This is a genomic window from Peribacillus sp. NPDC076916 (assembly GCF_050269675.1).
GTDB classification, from domain to species: Bacteria; Bacillota; Bacilli; order Bacillales; family DSM-1321; genus Peribacillus; species Peribacillus aracenensis.
On record NZ_JBNNIU010000003.1, the window covers coordinates 22343 to 37007 of the forward strand.

Below are 14665 nucleotides of genomic sequence, written 5' to 3' on the forward strand. Positions count from 1 at the left end.
TCTATTTTTGCTGATGCTCGCTTTGACTGTGGGAGAAGTGCTTCCTCAAAGCCGGCCAGGCAGCACCGGAAGAAGTTTGCGATGAAAATGTACCTTACGCTTGTGGAAAAGGAGTTGACCAAAGGTGAGTATGTGGAGAGATAGGATAAATGCCTTCAGCATCCTGTTGATGATCATTAGTATGATAGTATATATTATTTTTCCCCAGCCCTTTACCCTCATTCTGTACTGTATATTTGGCATTGCCTTTATTAGCCTGACTTTACTGAATTAAGCATATATTGGATTGAAAGAGGGATATAGGAGACGAAGCGGGAGGGAAGCGGACAGAAAAAGGTGGGGTGCATTCAGAAAACATGAATCCTCCACACGATTAGCAAGTTTCTGTTCACCTGTTTGAGAGAATCATGGATGATATAAAAAAGCCCGCCGAATCGATGGCAGGCTTTTTTTGATGAAAAATGATTTTATCCCCTTGTGTGGTTTCATGATGAAATTGTAACTATATAAAAAAGTGAAAAAACATGAAGGGTAATCAAGTCTTCTTTAAAATCATGGTTCGGGATGGGAGTTACTCTTTTTAGACAAGTATGAGATTTCCATAAAAAATTTTGATGATTTTTGTGGTTTTATGCCATTATGGCGCCCGACTCTGGAATATTGAAAAAAAAAAGAGGCCATCCTTTTTTGGACAGCCCCCTTTCCGTTAATTATAAAATTTCTAATAGAAATCCATAGCATTACATTGGTCACTTCAGAATGTTACCCTCTATACTTCAGAGAAGGCATCTCCAAAATGAATTGGCTTTCAATCTTTGAAAACTATGAGAATACTGCAATTTTACGTGCGATGGATTCTGTTAAACGAGATGCTACTTTTGGAACAGCCCATTTAATAATTGGTGTTAACACCGCACCAGATAATCCGCCTGCATGGACTTCCACCGTACAAGTCATTAGTGTTTTACCATTAACATCTTCTGCAGTAAAGTGGCCGCTTCCTGTGAAATTATCTGATAAACCTTTCAGTTCAAACTTAATATTTGAAGGTTCATTCCATTCGGTAATATCTACCTGCGCTTGTATTGTTTTTTTAATACCTTTCACACTACCTTCAAATGTCCAAATAGATTGCTTGTCATTTAAGATTTCATGTTCTTTATAGGCTGGTACTGCCGTTGCCCATTTTTCGAGATCACTGACATAATCCCAAACTGCTTGTACATCTACTGGAACTACTGCAGCATGCGTTCCCGTTGCCATTATGATCCCCACCTTCACTATGTATGAATTGTAACTTTACATTACTACAAAATAATTATTACATAAAAAAGCATAAACTTACATCACTAATTATACATAGATTTCCTTCTTCCAATCCCCCGATTTTTTGTGGAATCAAAATTTTCCAATCCAAATAACACCCCTTTAGATAAACATCAAAGGGGGTGAAACGTCGCAACTTTTTTGAAAACATGTGACTTTATTTCAGATCTACCCTTCATAGTTTAGTTGCCAATTATGAAACGAAAGGTTTTTCATTTTTCGTTGACCTATTAAACCCAGAAGTAAAGAAATGATCTTCGTTTCGTTAAATGTTTGAAGAATACGGGGTCTAAGGAACCGATGAGGGGTGGCGTTTTTCCAATCGTTTTATAAAATCCCGGGGCGTCACGGATTTAACCTAACTTTAAAAGAGCCATTTTTAGGCAGAAACGGTATAATTAATTGTTAGAAGTAGACATTAAAAAATGGACTGCAACCGAGTTTTATACCGTGTTTTAACTGAATCTTGAGAGAATGAACCTTTATACAAAAGTCAAAATAAGAAAAGGAGAAACCATGACTAATGAAACAGGATGGAATTTAGACAATAGCTATGCGCGTCTTCCGGAAAAGTTTTTCACGAGCACGAACCCGACTCCTGTACGTTCACCGGAGTTGGTCATTCTCAATGAGAGTTTGGCTGGAACTCTTGGTTTGGACGTGAAAAAGCTACAAGGAGAAGAGGGCGTGGCGGTGTTTGCCGGAAACGAGGTTCCTGAAGGTGCTTCGCCTCTTGCACAAGCATATGCTGGGCATCAATTCGGTCATTTTAACATGTTGGGGGACGGCCGGGCGATATTGCTTGGCGAGCAGGTCTTGCCAGAAGGAGAGAGGGTCGATATCCAGCTGAAGGGTCCAGGAAGAACGCCATACTCCCGCGGGGGCGATGGCCGGGCTGCACTTGGACCGATGCTGCGCGAATACATCATCAGCGAGGCGATGCATGGGCTTGGCATTCCTACCACCAGAAGTCTGGCAGTTGTGACGACAGGTGAAACGGTAATCCGTGAAACCGGGCTGCCTGGTGCCATCATGACCCGTGTGGCTTCGAGTCATCTTCGTGTTGGAACCTTTCAATTCGCTGCAAAATGGGGCACGCTCGAGGAACTCCGGACACTTGCCGACTATGCGATTAAGCGTCATTTTCCAGATATCGAAGCCGATGAAAGCCGTTATCTCTCGCTGCTGCAGGAAGTGGTCAAGCGTCAGGCTGAGCTCATCGCCCAATGGCAGCTGGCTGGCTTCATTCATGGGGTGATGAACACCGACAACATGACGATCAGCGGGGAAACCATCGATTATGGCCCATGCGCCTTCATGGATGCCTATGACCCTGCAACGGTATTCAGTTCAATTGATAGGCAAGGCCGCTATGCCTATGGCAACCAGCCGGTTATTGGGGGATGGAATCTTGCGCGATTTGCTGAGTCCCTATTGCCGCTGCTGCATGATGACCAAGATCAGGCCGTTACACTTGCCCAAGATAAGATTTCTGTTTTTAATGATCTGTATCACGCTAATTGGATAGCGGGAATGAGGGCGAAGTTGGGAATATTCAACGAAGAGACTCAGGATGAAGCCCTTATTAATGGCATCCTCAGTATGATGAAGAAGCATGGTGCCGACTATACCAATACATTCCGTGCTTTGACCTTTGATAAAGTGGAGGATACGGTCCTATTCGGGACACCGGAATTCGCTCAGTGGCAAGAGCTTTGGCAGGCGAGACTGGGCAGGCAGAAGGAATCGAAAGAAGCTTCGAATCAGTTGATGCAGAACAGCAATCCTGCAGTGATTCCACGGAATCACCGGGTGGAAGAGGCGTTGGAAGCGGCAGTGGAACAGGGGGACTACAGCGTGATGGAACGGCTTTTGGCTGTTCTTGCAAATCCTTATGCACATTGCGAGGAACAAGCTGAATACGCCGCACTGCCTGAGTCAACAAAACCATACCGGACCTTTTGCGGTACCTGATGAAAAAACATGCATGGAGATTATGAAGGAGCTCCCGGGATTGAAGTTGATTATTTGTCAACTTCAATCCCGGGAGCCATTTTTGTTTATTTAGTAAAAAAGTTTTGTTTGAAGAATGTCCAGGGCACGGTCAATATCCGCTAAATCTTCCTTTGATGCATGTTGCAGCCGGCTTTGGAAACGGGATTCCACGATTGCAAAAGCCTTGTTCATCATCATTTCCCCCTCTTTGGAGAGGCGGATGCATTGTTTCCGTCTATCTTCCGAATCACTTATTTTTTCAATTAAGTTCTTTTCGCTTAATTTTTTCAGTTCACGGCTCGTGTTAGGCATGGAAATGTGCTGACAGTCACTGATTTCACTTGGTGTGACAGGCTGACTGACTGTTATATATTCAAGAATTTTATATTGTACCGGCGTGATTGAATCGGATTTGGCGTTTTGGGTCAATTCGTGTGTCACTTGATGTACGGAAGTTGTAAATGTGACCATTTTTTCAAAAAGGGCTTTTTTGTCCATAGCTTTCACCTCTCTTGTGAAGATATCAAAAGTGTTATCAAAATACAATTATCATTTGACAACAAAAAAGGCGCTGTTATATGATTGTTATCAAATGATAAGTAATAGGGGGGACGTCATGAACGTGCTGGTCATCTACACATATCCAAATCAAAAAAGCTTAAGCCATGCTTTTTTAGAAAAAGTCATAAAAGGAAGTAAGGAGAACCCGAACATAAAGGGGCTGCAGGTATTGGATTTATATGAAGAGGGCTTCAATCCGCTCTTGGAGTTCAATGAGCATAAACGAAGGCGTGATATGCATCGTGATCCTCAGCTTGAAAAATATAGAAATCAAATTACCTGGGCCGACAAGATTGTCTTTGTCTATCCAATCTGGTGGGGGAGGCCTCCGGCAATGCTGATGGGATACATTGATCAATTATTTTCTGCGAATTTTGCCTACAGGGATAAAAAGGGATTGTTCCCGGAGGGTCTCCTAAAGGGAAAGTCGGTCGTATGTGTATCCACGATGAAGGGACCGGCAAAGTATCCGCTTCTCTTGTTGAATGATGCGCATAAAATCTTGATGAAAAGAGCGTTATTCAATTTTGTCGGAATCAAAAAAGTGAAGTTTTTCGAATTCGGAAATATGGAAAGCCCAAAGGGGAAACAGACTCAAAAGCTAGAAAAGGTTTATCGGTATTTCAGAAAGGTGGCAAGCTAAGTTATTACGAGATAAAAAGAAGAACCCCATTCATGCGTAATGAATGGGGTTGGCCGTATTCATAGTTTTGTTTTCACGACCCTCCATTTGTTCTTGATGAGGGTAAGGATCATACAAATCACCAGGATCGTCAATGAAGCCAATCCGCTGAACCATATGCTTTGGAATTCACTTACATAAGGCCGGATGATGTATGAAGCCAAAATGGCCAGGACCGCACTTATCGGTATGTAATCAGCGACTTTCCCTTTACTGAATACGATGACCAGGATTGGGGCCAGCAATGCCGAATATATATTGCCTGAATAAAATAAGAGCTCTAAAAGGTTTGGGGAATAAAAGAGTGTAGCAACGAAAACCGATCCTCCAATACAGATTGAAAGCAGGCAGGCCATCCTAATTTTTTGCTGGTCGCTTTTTATTGTTTTCAATGGTTCAAGAATATTGGCTACGATCAGGCTTACCAATGAATGCAGGCAGGCACCGAATGTTGAGGTGATTGCACTGAAAGCGCAGAGCACAAAAAGGATGAAAAAGAATGGTGTCGTTATTTTGTTTGCCAATCCATCCAGGATCGAGTGTATATCAGTGAAGCCGCCCGTAAAGATGACCATGATGAACAGGGAAGAAAAGGAGAGCGGGAATATGATCCAGATAAGGCCGGATAAAGAGAATGTTAAGGGAACCTTTTTCATTTCCATCATGAATAATCGCTGCCATGATGTCAGATCAAAGAAAAACTGGCCGAACCCGACAAGAAGTCCTGCTAAAAGAAAACTCCATAGATCATACTTATTGATTACGAGCATGTATGGATGGTATAAACGAATCCCATCATAAACAGGCTGAATCCCTTCCTTGACGAAAAAGTATAAAGGGATCAAGATTACCGCGGCAAACATGAAGATGACTTGAAAAGCGGCGAATCCATGAATGAGCTTTAACCCGCCGAATCCAGCATAAAGGACACAAAAACCGAAAAAAAAGAACAATCCGACATAGAGCGGGGTGTCGAAAAGAAACTGACATAGGGTGGACGCGGCCATTCCCTGAATGAATAAGATGTGTAAACTGGTTATGACCAGAATCACGATCAATATCCAATATCCGAGGGGGTGAAGCCGGTCTTTTAAATAGTCCCCGATGGTCAGCCCCACGGGGAAATCCTGCCGAACCCGCTTCCCGATGAAGCTGAACATGGACAGGGCGATCGCTCCCATCAGTGCATATCCGATCCCTCCGAAGACTCCATACTTCACCATCGATTCTGGGGAGGATAGTATCGTGGTTCCTGTCACCCAGCGTGCCAGGAGGGAGATGATCCCTAAACCCATCCCGATTTGGATGGGGCCTTGTACGTATTCTTGAAATGTACGTGATCGCAATGTTCATTTTCCTTTCTCGCGGAACTCCTTGGGCGTGATTCCCTCTATCTTCCGGAATAAAGTGCTGAAATAATGCTGGCTATTGAAACCTGAGTTTTCAGCGACGTCTGATATGCTCCAGCTGGCGTTATTGGTTAAGGCCCTTTTAGCGGCCTTTATTCTATAGTGCATTAAATATTCCGAAAAGGAAGTGCCGACTTCCTCATGGAATTTCCTGCTTAAATAAGTAGGATTGGTATGCACTTCACGAGCGATGTCCGAAAGGGAAAGTTTTTCGGCATAATTTTCGTGAATGAATGAAAGTGAATGGTGAATAAGGGTTGAATAGTTTTGAGAAGATTCCCTTTTGTCATACTTGGCCAGGACTTTATGCAGTTCACTTTCTATGACGGGTTTCGTTAAATAATCAACCACGCCTATCCTGATGGATTGCTGGGCATAATCGAAACTTTGATGTGCGGTCACCATTATGATTTCGACTTCTTTGTTCAGTGCCCTTAGGTCTTCACCAAATTCAAGACCCGATCGCCCCGGTAGATTAATATCCAGGAAAGCGAGGTTGATTTTATGATTTTGGTTGAGGGTCAGTGCCTGACAGGCATCAGCAGCTTTATGAAACGTCCAAAAAGGGTATATGGACTGAATCATATATTCCATTTGTTCAAGGACCAATGGTTCGTCATCTACTAATAATACATTCATTCCGGCTCGGCCTCCTCCAATTTCTTTTCAAAAACAAGTGGCCATGATACCTCTACTTTAGTTCCCGATTCATTAGAAGCTATATTCAATTGTGCACGGTCATTAAAATACAAATATAGACGTTTTTGGATATTATCCAGGCCATGGCCGCCTTCGTCCGTAACGGAAGATTCATTTCCCATTAATCCATTATCCGCCACTTCCAGATATACCATCTGCGAATCCAGATGGAACCGGATATGCAGCAGGGCTTCCCCCACTTTTTTTTCCAAACCGTGTTTAAACGAATTCTCCACCAATGTCTGAAGGATGAAGGGGGGGACCAGTGCGATTGATAATGGTTCTGGGCACTCCATGTCAATCTTGAGCCGGTCACCGAAGCGAAGGGTCTGGATGTCGAGATAATGCCGGGTATACTGGATTTCCTGGGAAAGGGGGATCAATGGTTCTGATGCTTTATATTTGAATTTCAGGAATTGCGAAAATGCTTCTAAGGCCCGTATCAATTCAGCCGTCCTGTTCAGGCGGGCCAAGCCCAGTATGACATTCAGTGTATTGAACAAAAAGTGTGGCTGGATTTGCTGGTTCAATTTATTATACTGTGCTTCTTGCAGTGCTTGCTCCAAGCGGATCTCTTTGTTTTTATTTTCAAGAAGGTCGATCCTTTTCTCGAATATGAATAGAAATAAAAGAGCGATAGCCCCCATGATGGGAGCTAAAATGAAGAGCATGATAATTAATGTGAATCCTTCGTAACTTAGCATGGTGAACCTCTGCTGGTTATATTTTTAAATAACTTGAATGATTCTGTTTATTAGTATCATACTAAAGACCCCTCCGGAAATCTACAGCTTATGACACAATGTGACAAGCCACTTGATGATTTTGTGCCGATCTTTTTAGTTCAGGCAGCTGTGTTTTGCAGATATCCTGTACAAATGGGCACCGTGTATGGAAGCGGCAGCCGCTTGGAGGGTCGATGGGTGAGGGTACGTCACCCGTCAAGAGGATCCGTTCTCTTTCATGCACAGGATTGGGTACTGGGATGGCCGATAGCAATGCCCTTGTATATGGATGCTGCGGCTGTTCGAAAATGGACTTTTTATCGGCTATTTCGACTATCTTTCCAAGATACATGACCATTACCCGATCCGAGATATGCCTGACCACGCCTAAATCATGTGAGATGAAAAGGAAGGTAAGGTCGAACTGGCGCTGTAAGGATTTCAATAAATTCAGCACTTGCGCTTGAATGGAGACATCCAGTGCAGATACAGCTTCGTCACATATGATCAATTTTGGGTCCACTGCAAGAGCCCTTGCAATGCCGACCCGCTGTCTCTGGCCGCCGCTGAATTCATGCGGGTATCTTTCCATGGACTCCGGTCTCAGCCCGACATGTCCCAACAATTCTTCAATCCGGCTCTTCCGGTTTTCTTTAGGTACTACATTTTGGATGGCCAAAGCTTCTCTGAGAATTTGGCCGATCGTCTGTCTCGGATTAAGGGAGGCGAATGGATCTTGAAAAATGACTTGCAGATCCTTCCTGGTACGCCTCATTTCCTTTTTTCCTAAACTCAGTAAATCCTTATCCTGAAAGTGAATGCTCCCGCTTGTTGGTTCATCCAATCGAAGGATGGCCCTTCCGGTAGTCGATTTTCCGCAGCCGGATTCGCCGACTATGCTTAAGGTCTCGCCCTGATGGATATCGAAGGTAATGTCATCAACGGCTTTTACATGATTGATGGTCCTTCCGAAAAAACCGCCCTTGATCGGAAAGTATTGTTTTAATTGATCCACTTTAAGCAGAACCTTTTTCTCTGCAGCTGTTACACCCATCATTACATTCCCACCTTCTCTTGAGCATCATATTCCTTCTCCCATTGTGGGGTGTACATCCAGCAGCTGACCTCGGTGCTGGGGCCGATAGCCTGGAGATCCGGAACGGCCTGTTCACAAATGCCCCTCGCATGTGCACAGCGGGGAGCGAAGCTGCAGCCCTTGGGCATGTTGTAAGGACTTGGAACGGTCCCGGGGATTGTAGCCAGTTCTTCCTGGTCCATGTCCAGACGCGGAAGGGAGTTCAATAAGCCAATGGTGTATGGATGTTTTGGGTTTGTGAAAATTTCCTTGGCCAAAGTGTATTCGACGATTTTTCCTGCGTACATGACGGCAACCCGGTCACAGGTTTCGTATACGACACCCAAATCATGGGTGATCAAAATGACAGCCGTCCCGAAATCCTTTTGCAGCGTCTTGATCAGTTCAAGGATTTGGGCTTGGATCGTCACATCCAGTGCTGTTGTAGGTTCATCCGCTATTAGAACCTCAGGGTGGCAGGCAAGTGCCATGGCAATCATGACCCTTTGCCTCATTCCGCCGCTTAGCTCATGCGGCTCCTGTTTTGCCCTTTTTTCGGGTGAGGGGATGCCGACGAGCCGAAGCATGTCGACCGCTTTAGTCCATGCTTCCTTTTTTCCCAGCTTTTGATGGAGCCGGATCGCTTCCGCAATTTGCTCGCCCGCTGGATATACGGGATTCAATGATGTCATCGGCTCCTGAAATATCATCGAAATTTCATTGCCGCGTATGGACCGCATCTGTTTTTCAGACTTCGCAAGCAAATCCTCCCCTTTAAAAAGGATGCTGCCACCGGCAATCTTGCCGGGCGGAGATGGAATGAGCCTTAATAATGATAGTGATGTTATGCTTTTCCCGCTTCCCGACTCCCCGACGATTCCAAGCGTTTCCCCTTTATTAAGGGAGAAACTGATTCCGTTTACTGCTTTACTCGTTCCTTCGTCAGTGAAAAAGTGGGTTTGCAGATTTTTTACCTCCAGTATTTTATCATCAACCTGTTTCATCATCATACCTCCTTAGTTCAAGTCTATTCTTTTGTTAAAGTATCGATAGAGGACATCCACTGCTAAATTCATGAATACGAAGATAACGGAAGCGATGAGGACCCCGCCTTGGACCATCGGCAAATCCCTTGTTCTGATTGCATCGACTATCAATCTCCCAAGTCCATTGATGGCAAAAACGGACTCTGTCAATACTGTGCCGCCAAGGAGTGCACCGAACTGGAGGCCAACGACTGTAATGACGGGGATAAGCGCATTTTTCAGGCCATGTTTATAAATGATGATATATTCCTTTAATCCCTTGGCTCTTGCGGTCCGGATGTAGTCCTGGCGAACGACTTCAAGCATGCTCGACCTGGTCATCCTGGCGACAATGGCCGCTCCGCCGGCCCCAAGCGTTATGGCTGGGAGTACCATGTGGCTGAAAGTTCCCCAACCTGAAACCGGAAACAAATGAAGGTTCACGGAAAAGAAGTAGATAAGCATGAGGCCCAGCCAAAAACTAGGTAACGAGATTCCCAGTAAAGCAACGATCATGATGGAAATGTCAGCTGCCGAGTATTGCTTGGTGGCCGAGATGATTCCTGCAATCATTCCAAGGACGACGGTTATGAAAATGCTGGCAAGTGCCAATTCAAGGGTGATGGGCAAACGGACCATGATTTCGTCCAAAACAGGGCGGCTGCTGCGGAGAGATTCCCCGAAGTCACCTTGAACCGCATGGAGGATATAGTCGACGTACTGATAGAGGATTGGACGATCCAAGCCAAGCTCATGCCGCAGCGATTCAATCGTTTCTTTAGTCGCTCCTTCACCTGCAAGCAGTGTTGCCGGATCTCCAGGGACCATTTGCATGATGAGGAACACAACAAGACTTACTCCCAGTAATACCGGTATGGTTTGAAGTACCCGTCGGATAATAAATACGAACATTTTCTCTCCTCCTTATTTTTTCATTCTTGGATCCAGGGCATCTCTAAGTCCATCCCCGAAGATGTTGAAACCAAGTACCAGTGTTGATATCGCTATCCCCGGAAACAAAGCGATGTGGGGGGCGCTGAACAAATAATCCCGACCGCTGCTCAGCATCGCTCCCCATTCTGGAGAGGGCGGCTGGGCTCCCAGTCCCAGAAATGATAATCCGGCTGCCGATAGAATGGCCGTTGCCAGACGTAATGTGGCTTGAACAATAACGGGTGATAGAATATTCGGAAAAATATGCTTGCATATGATCGTGATATCAGTGGCTCCCAATGCACGAATGGCATCGATATATTCCAGCTTCCTGACTGACAATGTGGAACCGCGTACAATCCGGGCAAACATCGGTATGGAAAAGACGCCGACCGCTACCATTACATTGATTAAACTTGGACCAAGGGCACTGATGATGGCAAGAGCAAGCAAAATTCCCGGGAAAGCCAGCAGAACATCGACAATCCTCATGATGACGGTATCGATCCATTTTCCGTAATAACCAGCTGTTAACCCGAGGAGTATCCCAATGAACGCCCCGAAGAATACAGAGACAAACCCGACCGTTAATGAAAGCCTTGTCCCATATAATAATCTGCTTAAAATATCCCTTCCCTTATCATCCGTACCCATCAAATGTTCGACTGACGGAGGCTGGAGTTTGTTGACCAGATCAATTTCATACGGATCCTGCGGTGAGATCAAAGGTGCAAAGATAGCCAATAAAATATAAAAAAGTACGATGTACCCGCCCACCAATGCCAATTTATTTCGTTTGAATTTTTTATAAAAGGCTTTCCAGTGTCTTAGTTTCGGAGATTTTCTTTCGTTTACATTCAATTCGTTATGATTGATTACGACCTCTGGCTTCATTGGACTTCCTCCTTTTCTTTCATTCAATTTATTCAAAAAAGGAATTGAAGTAAATATGCTGCGGAAAAGCAGTAAAGATAATTAAAAAAAGAGTAAAGATTCTGAAAATATCGAATTTCATTTTTTTTTATAATTTACATAAGCCCGATGTACCCATAGTTGAACGTCACTTGGAGAAACAAAGGGAGGATGAAAAGGGAGGAAATAGAATGAGAAAAGGTATGATTGGGTTGCTTTTTGCCTCTTTATTAGGCATCTCATCCGTTTTATCAGGGTGTGCAACAGAACAAACCGGCAGCAAGGAAACAGAGGAAAAAGCGAAAGAAGGAGGAACGCTGATCGTCGCGCGATTATCTGATGCGACCACCTTGGACCCTCATTTCATAACAGACATTCCATCGGCAAACGTCATTTATGAAAAGGTTTATCAAACATTGGTCGTTCCTGACAAAAACATGAATCCTAAACCGCTGCTCGCAAAAGAGTGGAAACAGCTGGATGATGTCACGTGGGAGTTCAAATTGCAGGAGGGAGTCAAATTCCATGATGGGGCCCCATTCAATGCCGAAGCGGTGAAAACCAATTTCGACAGGATACTGGACCCGGCAACAGCTTCGCCGCAGGCTGGTAAATTGGAAATGATCAAAGAAATTAAAGTCGTTGACGAAACGACTGTACAATTCAAGCTGAAATATCCTTATGCTCCGCTGTTATCGATTTTAGTGAGTAATGAAGGAAGCATCATCAGCCCTAAAGCGATTAAGGAAAATAGTGACAAATTAGCTCAAAACCCCGTTGGGACAGGGCCATTCGTGTTTAAATCGTGGAAGCCTGGTGAAGAAATCACACTTTCGAAAAACAAGGATTACTGGGGGGATAAGCCTAAGATCGATGGAGTGGTATTCAAGGTTGTTCCTGAAGATGCCACGAGGATCGCGATGATTGAAACGGGTGAAGCACATGTGACAGATCAAGTGCCGGTGACGGAGATTGATAGGATCGAAGCTTCGGGCACGATGGATTTATATCGCACGGAGGGACTTGCCGTTGAATACTTAAGCTTCAATGTTAAGAAAAAACCTTTTGATGATGTGCGGGTCCGCAAGGCGGTCGCTCATGCCATCGAGGTGGATTCCATTATCAAAGGGGTTTATAACGACATCGGTACGAGGGCAAATTCGACAATGAGCCCAAAGGTGTTTGGATATGACCCGGATATAAAAGGCTACGACTATGATATTAATGAATCGAAGAAGCTTTTGACTGAAGCGGGTGTCAAGGATGGTTTGGAGTTTACACTGACGACGAGTGATCGTAAGGAAAGGATCAATATGGCCGAGGTGATTCAATCCCAGTTAAAAGGAATCGGAATCAAGGTCAAGATTCAAGTCCTTGAGTATGGGGCTTACATTGACGCGACAGCCAAGGGCGAGCACCAGGTAGCGATAGGCGGCTGGGGCAATGCCACTGGCGATGGAGATTATAATCAATTCAATCTTTTCAATAGCAAATCCCAAGGTGCTGCGGGAAATAGTGCATTCTACAGCAACCCGGAAGTGGATGAATTGATTGAAAATGCACGTAAAGAATCGGATGGCGATAAACGTAAGGAACTATATTCCAAGGCACAAGCAATTGAAAGGGAAGAAGTTCCATATGTTCCGATCCGTAACTATGAACACTTGGCCGTATATGGCGAAACGGTTAAAGGGCTTTGGCTGAATCCGGCAAATTATTTAATGCTTGATGACGTAACCGTGAAGTAGGCATTCATCACAAAAGGAAGGCAGCATAAGGATGTTATGCTGTCTTCTCAATTAGGAGGGGAAAATATGATCGATTTATTGCTAATCCATGGGACCGTGATAACCATGGATCAAAACAGGAGAATTCTGCCGGATGGCGCCGTCGCCATACATCAAGGAAGGATTTTAGCCGTTGATTCAAGCGAAAAACTGAAATTGCAGTATGAGGCTGTAAAAGTCATCGATTGCAGCCATCAATGCATATTGCCGGGATTGATAGATGTTCATGGGCATGGGGGGCATTCCATGTTCAAAACGATCGCAATGGAAAATATTGATTTTTGGATGCCCATCATGACGAATGCGTATAAGCATTTTGTTACAGATGACTTTTGGTATTACGAAGGAAAGCTATCCTCACTTGAGAGATTAAAGGCGGGCGTGACAACCGGGGTGAGCGTGTTAGGATCCATGCCGCGGTCCGATGAACCGATTTTTGCCATCAATCATGCAAAAGCATACGCCGAAGTGGGGATCAGGGAAGTGGTATGCACAGGGCCTTGTAACCCTCCATGGCCCCATTCATTCAGCCGGTGGATTGACGGAGAGAGGGTGGTGAAGGAAGTTACCTATGAAGAGGTGCTACAGGGGGCGGAAGCTGTAATCGAGGCGCTGAACCATGCGAATGAAGACCGCACCAGAGCGTTCATTACGCCATTTGTCATCGTGACATCCGTGGATCCCTCCAATCCCACATCTCCTGACAGACTTTATGGGCTGAATGATCATGACCTTTATCAAGCGAAGAAAATTAGGGAGATTGCCAGGAAATATAATACACGCATTCACTCTGATGCCTTTGGCGGGATGATTCATTTAGCGATACAGGATAAGGAAAATGCCCTATTGGGTCCGGATGTCCATTTACAGCACTGTCGGGGCATTTCCTTCGATGAGGCAAGAATACTGGCAGAAACAGGTACCAACGTCAGTGCATCACCTGGATTTGGCCAGGTTCATGCCCGTACCCCGATAACTGAATTATTGGAGATGGGTGCAACTGTGGCAATCTCCACGGATGGGACTTCCCCTTCCACAAGTTTCGATATGTTTCAGGCAATGAGGAAAACACAGTTCGTTCACCAGGCAGCACTTAGGGACTACTATTATTTACCGCCAGGCAAGCTGTTGGAAATGATCACGATAGATGCCGCGAAATGCATTGGCTGGGATGATGAAATAGGCTCCCTTGAGATCGGGAAAAAAGCGGATGTCATTACGGTCAATCTGCATCAGCCTCACCTGACACCTGAATTCATGCATGTTCACCGGCTTGTATTTCAAGCAGTGGCGAATGATGTGGAGCATGTCATCGTGGATGGGAAATTGATCATGGAAGGGAGGAATGTACGGACGGTCCATGAAAGTACAGTGCTTGATGAAGCGAATGAGGAGGCCTTTTCAACGATAAAGCGGGCGGGGCTCGAAAAGTATATGCAACCGACGAAATATTTCTGGGGCCATGCCAGGGCATATGTAGATGAAAGGCGATATGACGAAAGAGAAGATGCTGCCGCGATGGTGAAAGGGGAATAA

At 44.8% G+C, this 14665-nt stretch carries 13 protein-coding genes; 4 read left to right on the top strand and 9 right to left on the bottom strand.

The genetic code is table 11. The features are described 5' to 3' along the window. Nucleotides 1-822 precede the first annotated feature (822 nt). Nucleotides 823-1263 carry a CoxG family protein gene (locus ACQKFG_RS09610; protein ID WP_427558298.1) on the bottom strand — a complete coding sequence of 147 codons (441 nt, stop codon included), beginning with the start codon at nt 1261-1263 and terminating at the stop codon, nt 823-825. A 579-nt stretch (nt 1264-1842) separates the two neighbouring features. On the opposite strand from ACQKFG_RS09610, the gene ACQKFG_RS09615 reads away from it, so the two are divergent. Then, nucleotides 1843-3300 carry a protein adenylyltransferase SelO gene (locus ACQKFG_RS09615; RefSeq protein ID WP_427558301.1) on the top strand — a complete coding sequence of 486 codons (1458 nt, stop codon included), beginning with the start codon at nt 1843-1845 and terminating at the stop codon, nt 3298-3300. Between the two features lie 90 nt (nt 3301-3390). Here ACQKFG_RS09615 and ACQKFG_RS09620 read toward each other — a convergent pair whose 3' ends face one another. Next, entirely contained in the window at nt 3391-3819 is a 429-nt protein-coding gene (locus tag ACQKFG_RS09620; RefSeq protein ID WP_427558304.1) for a MarR family winged helix-turn-helix transcriptional regulator, read from the bottom strand. 118 nt (nt 3820-3937) lie between these two features. Between ACQKFG_RS09620 and ACQKFG_RS09625 the strand changes: the two genes are divergently transcribed. Further along, nucleotides 3938-4525, top strand: a complete 588-nt coding sequence (locus ACQKFG_RS09625; protein WP_192206517.1) for an NAD(P)H-dependent oxidoreductase — start codon at nt 3938-3940, stop codon at nt 4523-4525. A gap of 59 nt (nt 4526-4584) precedes the next feature. On the opposite strand, the gene ACQKFG_RS09630 is transcribed toward ACQKFG_RS09625, so the two are convergent. The 7 genes from ACQKFG_RS09630 to nikC form a co-directional block, all read right to left on the bottom strand. Continuing rightward, nucleotides 4585-5910 (bottom strand): sodium:solute symporter family transporter, encoded by a 1326-nt coding sequence (locus ACQKFG_RS09630; protein WP_427558307.1) that lies wholly within the window; start codon nt 5908-5910, stop codon nt 4585-4587. A 3-nt stretch (nt 5911-5913) separates the two neighbouring features. Then, on the bottom strand, nt 5914-6612 hold the full coding sequence (locus tag ACQKFG_RS09635; protein ID WP_427558310.1) for a response regulator transcription factor: 699 nt from the start codon (nt 6610-6612) through the stop codon (nt 5914-5916). Next, nucleotides 6609-7376: a sensor histidine kinase gene (locus ACQKFG_RS09640; protein ID WP_427558313.1), complete on the bottom strand. Its 768-nt coding sequence runs from the start codon at nt 7374-7376 to the stop codon at nt 6609-6611. The genes ACQKFG_RS09635 and ACQKFG_RS09640 overlap by 4 nt, the downstream gene beginning before the upstream one ends. 88 nt (nt 7377-7464) lie before the next feature. Then, nucleotides 7465-8454 carry an ABC transporter ATP-binding protein gene (locus tag ACQKFG_RS09645; RefSeq protein WP_427558315.1) on the bottom strand — a complete coding sequence of 330 codons (990 nt, stop codon included), beginning with the start codon at nt 8452-8454 and terminating at the stop codon, nt 7465-7467. After that, on the bottom strand, nt 8454-9476 hold the full coding sequence (locus tag ACQKFG_RS09650) for an ABC transporter ATP-binding protein (RefSeq protein WP_427558317.1): 1023 nt from the start codon (nt 9474-9476) through the stop codon (nt 8454-8456). Before ACQKFG_RS09650 ends, ACQKFG_RS09645 begins: the two co-directional genes overlap by 1 nt. Before the next feature lie 12 nt (nt 9477-9488). Next, the gene (gene nikB / locus ACQKFG_RS09655; protein WP_387549037.1) at nt 9489-10409 is read right to left on the bottom strand and encodes a nickel ABC transporter permease; all 921 of its coding nucleotides are present in this window, start codon (nt 10407-10409) and stop codon (nt 9489-9491) included. A gap of 12 nt (nt 10410-10421) precedes the next feature. Then, nucleotides 10422-11324, bottom strand: coding sequence for a nickel transporter permease (gene nikC, locus ACQKFG_RS09660; RefSeq protein WP_427558319.1), 903 nt, complete (start codon nt 11322-11324; stop codon nt 10422-10424). A 209-nt stretch (nt 11325-11533) separates the two neighbouring features. Between nikC and ACQKFG_RS09665 the strand changes: the two genes are divergently transcribed. Then, complete coding sequence (locus ACQKFG_RS09665) at nt 11534-13090, top strand: glutathione ABC transporter substrate-binding protein (protein ID WP_192206510.1); 1557 nt, start codon at nt 11534-11536, stop codon at nt 13088-13090. A gap of 66 nt (nt 13091-13156) precedes the next feature. Continuing rightward, nucleotides 13157-14665, top strand: a complete 1509-nt coding sequence (locus ACQKFG_RS09670; RefSeq protein ID WP_427558323.1) for an amidohydrolase family protein — start codon at nt 13157-13159, stop codon at nt 14663-14665.

What these genes read in the sequence shown, in the direction of transcription:
- ACQKFG_RS09610 (WP_427558298.1), bottom strand. Translation starts at nt 1,263, where the DNA reads ATGGCAACGGGAACGCATGCTGCAGTAGTTCCAGTAGATGTACAAGCA.
- ACQKFG_RS09615 (WP_427558301.1), top strand. Translation starts at nt 1,843, where the DNA reads ATGACTAATGAAACAGGATGGAATTTAGACAATAGCTATGCGCGTCTT.
- ACQKFG_RS09620 (WP_427558304.1), bottom strand. Translation starts at nt 3,819, where the DNA reads ATGGACAAAAAAGCCCTTTTTGAAAAAATGGTCACATTTACAACTTCC.
- ACQKFG_RS09625 (WP_192206517.1), top strand. Translation starts at nt 3,938, where the DNA reads ATGAACGTGCTGGTCATCTACACATATCCAAATCAAAAAAGCTTAAGC.
- ACQKFG_RS09635 (WP_427558310.1), bottom strand. Translation starts at nt 6,612, where the DNA reads ATGAATGTATTATTAGTAGATGACGAACCATTGGTCCTTGAACAAATG.
- ACQKFG_RS09640 (WP_427558313.1), bottom strand. Translation starts at nt 7,376, where the DNA reads ATGCTAAGTTACGAAGGATTCACATTAATTATCATGCTCTTCATTTTA.
- ACQKFG_RS09645 (WP_427558315.1), bottom strand. Translation starts at nt 8,454, where the DNA reads ATGATGGGTGTAACAGCTGCAGAGAAAAAGGTTCTGCTTAAAGTGGAT.
- ACQKFG_RS09650 (WP_427558317.1), bottom strand. Translation starts at nt 9,476, where the DNA reads ATGAAACAGGTTGATGATAAAATACTGGAGGTAAAAAATCTGCAAACC.
- nikB (WP_387549037.1), bottom strand. Translation starts at nt 10,409, where the DNA reads ATGTTCGTATTTATTATCCGACGGGTACTTCAAACCATACCGGTATTA.
- nikC (WP_427558319.1), bottom strand. Translation starts at nt 11,324, where the DNA reads ATGAAGCCAGAGGTCGTAATCAATCATAACGAATTGAATGTAAACGAA.
- ACQKFG_RS09665 (WP_192206510.1), top strand. Translation starts at nt 11,534, where the DNA reads ATGAGAAAAGGTATGATTGGGTTGCTTTTTGCCTCTTTATTAGGCATC.
- ACQKFG_RS09670 (WP_427558323.1), top strand. Translation starts at nt 13,157, where the DNA reads ATGATCGATTTATTGCTAATCCATGGGACCGTGATAACCATGGATCAA.